Below are 5,023 nucleotides of genomic sequence, written 5' to 3' on the forward strand. Positions count from 1 at the left end.
TTGCGATTGGTTTTGCATTTGTTGAAGCAGCCTAAAGAACGAACCGGTTTTTTGACACAATCGTTAACGACGATGCGCGAAGAAGTGAAGTTTTGTTTAAGTTGCCACAATATTTCCGATATTGATGTTTGCGAAATTTGTGCCAATGCCAAAAGGAATCACCAGATTATTTGTATTGTGGAAGATATTCGAGATGTAATGGCAATCGAAAATACGGGTCAATTTAGGGGAATTTATCACGTTCTTGGAGGGAAAATTTCGCCAATAGATGGTGTTGGACCAAGCCAGTTGAACATAAATACTTTAGTCGAAAAAGTGAAATCAGGTACTGTTTCCGAAATTATTTTTGCTTTAAGCTCAACAATGGAAGGCGATACCACCAATTTTTACATCTATAAGCAAATTCAGGATTGTGACATTATTACCTCTACAATCGCCAGGGGAATTTCTGTTGGTGATGAATTAGAATATGCCGATGAAGTTACTCTGGGAAGAAGTATATTGCAAAGGGTCCCGTTTGAAAAGTCTTTTAAAAACAATTAATCCATTTAATGAATGGCGATACTTTTAAATTGTTAAATGAAAAGCTATATTTGTTACTAAAAATATAAAAATGAACAAATCCGTACTCTATTTATTGCTAGGTATCAGTATATTTTTTACTTCTTGCATTCCTACCCAAGATTTAATTTATTTACAGAAAAAAAATGGAACTGGAGATGAAGCTTCAATTTCGGCTGTGGTATCAAAGCCTTACAGATTACAGACCAATGATGTTTTGAGTATAACCATAAAAGCAAACGATCCGAAGTTGGTGGCTATTTTTAGTCCCACAAATCAGGCAGAGTCAGCCGGTAAATCAGAATCAGGGTTGTATTTTGACGGTTTCACGGTTGACGATCATGGTAATATAAGAATTCCGGTTTTGGGCGAAATAAACGTGATTGGTTTTACGCTCGAGGAAATAAGGACTAAAATAGAGAAGCAACTATTGGCGGAATATTTTAACAAGGAAGCAAATATTTTTGTGACCGTAAAATTGGCCGGATTTAAATACACAATTAATGGCGAAGTGGGAAGTACGGGAACCAAAACCTTATTTCAGGACCACGTAAATATCATGGAAGCCATTGCAAATTCCGGTGATATAACCATAACTGGAAATAGAAAAGCCGTAACTGTCATACGACAATTGCCTTCCGGAACCGAAATGCACGATATCGACCTTACGGATATAAATGTTATGAAATCTCCTTATTTCTACTTGCAGCCCAATGACTATATTTATGTAAAACCGCTCAAACAGAAAACTTGGGGAACCGGAAAAACAGGGATAGAATCTTTGGGAACCATCATAACGCTTTTGTCTTTGGCAACAACGACTTTTTTACTATTAAAAAAATAAAACATATTTCAAAAAATGTTAGATATAAAAGATTTTTCGATTTTTGAAACCCAGACAGGATTCGACTTTAAAGGGTTCTTAATAAAAATCGCGAGTTATTGGAAATGGTTTTTGCTGAGTTTAGTCATCGCTTTCACGATTGCCTATGAAGTAAATATCCGTAAGGAAAAAATTTATGGAATGGAGACGCTTATTTCCGTTAAGGAAGAAAATAATCCTTTTTTCACTTCAAATACCAGCTTGGTTTTCAACTGGGGCGGCACTTCAGATCAAGTTCAAACTATTTCTACAACCTTGCAATCCAGGTCCCATAATGAGTTGGTTGTAGATAAATTACAATATTATATTGGTTATTTGACACAAGGAAAGTATAATCTTGAGGATGCTTATGGCGCCGTGCCTTTTTATGTAAATATTGATAAGACAAAGGGTCAATTAGCAGGAAAACTCATTGGCATCAAGTTTTTGAGCGAAAATGAATATGAAATCAAAATTCCATTTGAAAGCAACACTGTTTCAATAGTTTCCTATTCTGATAATTCCTATGGTAAAACTGCGGTTGCAATAGGTGATTTTGTGAAGAAATATAAAGTGGGCGAACAGGTTTCATTACCCTTTTTGAACTGGAAATTGCAAATAAAAGATAACCCCGGTTTTTATAAGGGAAACGAATATTTCGTTCAGTTTAATAATTTTGATGCGACAGTGTCTGCTTACAAGGGTATAAATGTAAAGTCCGATGACAAAGGAGGTTCCATAATCACGCTGGGAATGCAGGGAACCAATAAAGCCAGAATGGTCGAATATTTGAATTCGACCGTGAAAATGCTTATCAAAAGACAACTCGACAGTAAAAATCAATTTGCAACCAATACCATAGAATTCATTGACAGCACACTGGTGGCAATGGAATCACAACTGAAAGAAACTACAAACGAGTTAAAATCATTCAGAAAAGACAAAAATATATATGATGTACAAGGAGATGGTTCTAAATTTTCGGATCAAGTTCTTGAATTTGATGTCAAAAAGGATGAGGTAACCCGCAAAATAGCCTACTATAATTCCTTGAAATCCTATTTGAAAAGCAGCGTTGACTATTCTAAACTTCCGGCACCATCAGTAGCTGGAATTGAAGATCCCAATATTGTCGTGAATGTTTCTAAATTGATTTCACTTTCCACCCAAAGATCAGAAATGGCTTATGCAGTAAAAAGCGATAAAATATTCAAGGATTTTGACAATCAAATGGAAGCTGTTAAAAAGGTTTTACTCGAAAATATAGCATCTGCCAAAGCTTCCTTGCAATATGATTTGGCAATGGTCAACAGCAAAATCAACCAAACGGAAAGCACCATAAAGCAACTCCCTGAAGACCAGCAGGAGTTGATTAAGATCAAAAGGAAATATGATTTAAGCGATAATATCTACAGCACATTTCTTCAAAAAAGAAGTGAAGCCGATATTGTCAAAGCGGCAAATTTGTCGGACATTCATTTTATCGATCCTGCAAAAGATATTGGTGGCGGACTCATTGGACCGAAAACGTCCGTGAACTATGTATTGGCATTATTCCTGGGATTATTGATTCCGTTGATTTTTGTTTTTGGGATTTTCTTCGTCAATAATTCCATTCAAAACACGGAGGATGTCAGTAAATTGACCCAGATTCCATTGATAGGAGTCATCGGTCTAAGTAAAGAAAGTTCTGATTTGGCAGTTTTTGAAAAACCAAAATCGGCTTTATCCGAATCCTTTAGAGCCATTCGTTCTTCCCTTCAGTTTCTATATAAACAACAGCGTCTGGATGGGGCAAAAACACTTATGATAACCTCTTCCGTCAGCGGGGAAGGAAAAACCTTTTGTTCTTTAAATATTGCCACGGTATTTGCATTAAGCGAAAAAAGAACCGTGATTATTGGACTGGATTTAAGAAAACCCAAAATGTTTGACGAATTTAATTTATCGAATGATATAGGAGTCGTAAATTATCTAATCAAACAGAAAAGTTTGGACGAAATCATAAACCACACCCATATTCCTTTTTTGGATGTTATATTTTCCGGACCCATTCCGCCCAATCCCGCCGAGATGATTATGAGTGATGGCATGAAGGAGTTGATAGAAGAATTAAAGAAAAAATACGATTACATTATTTTGGATACGCCACCGGTTGGCTTGGTGTCTGACGCATTAGAGTTGGCACAATATTGCGATGTCACTTTATACATCGTAAGGCAGAATTTCACCAAAAAAGAAATGATTACGTTGCTCAACAATAGGGTCAAGCGGGGAGAACTCAACAATACCAGTATTATTTTGAACGGATTTCAAAATAAAGCCAAGTACGGCGCGGGTTATGGATATGGTTATGGATATGGTTACGGAAGCACAACCTACTCCAACGGCTACCACGATGAGGATAAACCAAAAACTATTTTCGAAAAAATACTGAGAAAATTTAGAAAAAAACAAATTCGATAAGACCATTGTTTTAAATGTAAAAAAATGAAAGAGGAAACAAAAAGCAGTATACTCATCACGGGAGGGGCAGGATTTATCGGTTCTAATCTCTGTGAATATTTTTTGTCCAAGGGACACGAAGTGATTTGTTTGGATAATTTTGCAACTGGGCATAGGCATAATTTGAAGGATTTTATAAATGATGCAAACTTCCGTTTGGTCGAAGGAGATATTCGAAATTTAACCGATTGCCAGAATGCGGTAAAAGGAGTGGATTATGTTCTGCATCAGGCTGCTTTGGGTTCCGTGCCGCGTTCCATCATTGACCCAATCACAACTAACGAAGTAAATGTCTCGGGTTTTTTGAATATGCTAGTGGCATCAAGGGATGCCAAGGTAAAACGATTTATATATGCGGCAAGTTCTTCCACTTATGGAGATTCTGTTGGATTGCCAAAAGTGGAGGAAGTAATTGGGAAACCACTTTCGCCTTATGCCATAACAAAATATGTGAACGAATTGTATGCCGAAATCTTCAGTAAAACTTACGGTTTGGAAACGATAGGCTTGCGTTATTTTAATGTTTTTGGGCGAAAACAGGATCCAAACGGGGCTTATGCGGCGGTTATTCCAAAATTCGTGATGCAATTAATGCAACTCGAAAGTCCACTGATAAATGGTGACGGCAATTATTCACGTGATTTCACTTATATTGATAATGTGATACAAATGAATGAATTGGCAATGACCACCAAAAATCCGGACGCAGTAAACACCGTTTACAATACCGCTTATGGAGACCGGAATACCCTGAATAATCTGGTGAACTATTTGAAGGAATTTTTATCGGATTATGACGAAAAAATTGCCGATGTCACCATAGAATACGGTCCTAATAGAGCAGGAGATATTCCACATTCCTTGGCGAGTATTGATAAAGCCAAAGCATTATTGGGCTATGACCCCCAATTTTCAATGCAGGAAGGGTTAAAGGTAGCAGTAGATTGGTATTGGGAGAATCTGAAATAGAGAAAAGATAATAGAGAAAAGATAATAGAGAAAAGAAAATAGAGAAAAGAGAAAAGATAATAGAGAAAAGAGAAAAGAGAAAAGAGAAAAGAGAAAAGAGAAAAGAGAAAAGAAAATAGAGAAAAG

Annotated in this window: 4 protein-coding genes; all 4 read left to right on the forward strand. The window is 36.5% G+C overall.

What is annotated here, in order from left to right:
• Window positions 1-543 (forward strand): recombination mediator RecR (gene recR, locus B2145_RS03500; RefSeq protein ID WP_291098269.1); only part of this gene is annotated, 543 nt, incomplete at its 5' end.
• 70 nt (window positions 544-613) lie between these two features.
• Window positions 614-1,405, forward strand: coding sequence for a polysaccharide biosynthesis/export family protein (locus tag B2145_RS03505; protein WP_291098272.1), 792 nt, complete (start codon window positions 614-616; stop codon window positions 1,403-1,405).
• Window positions 1,406-1,420: 15 nt separating this feature from the next.
• The gene (locus tag B2145_RS03510) at window positions 1,421-3,889 is read left to right on the forward strand and encodes a polysaccharide biosynthesis tyrosine autokinase (RefSeq protein WP_291098275.1); all 2,469 of its coding nucleotides are present in this window, start codon (window positions 1,421-1,423) and stop codon (window positions 3,887-3,889) included.
• A gap of 24 nt (window positions 3,890-3,913) precedes the next feature.
• On the forward strand, window positions 3,914-4,897 hold the full coding sequence (locus B2145_RS03515; RefSeq protein WP_291098278.1) for an SDR family oxidoreductase: 984 nt from the start codon (window positions 3,914-3,916) through the stop codon (window positions 4,895-4,897).
• The last annotated feature ends 126 nt before the right edge of the window (window positions 4,898-5,023 follow it).

The sequence above is a fragment of the Flavobacterium sp. UBA5153 genome, from assembly GCA_002413745.1.
Classification (GTDB): domain Bacteria; phylum Bacteroidota; class Bacteroidia; order Flavobacteriales; family Flavobacteriaceae; genus Flavobacterium.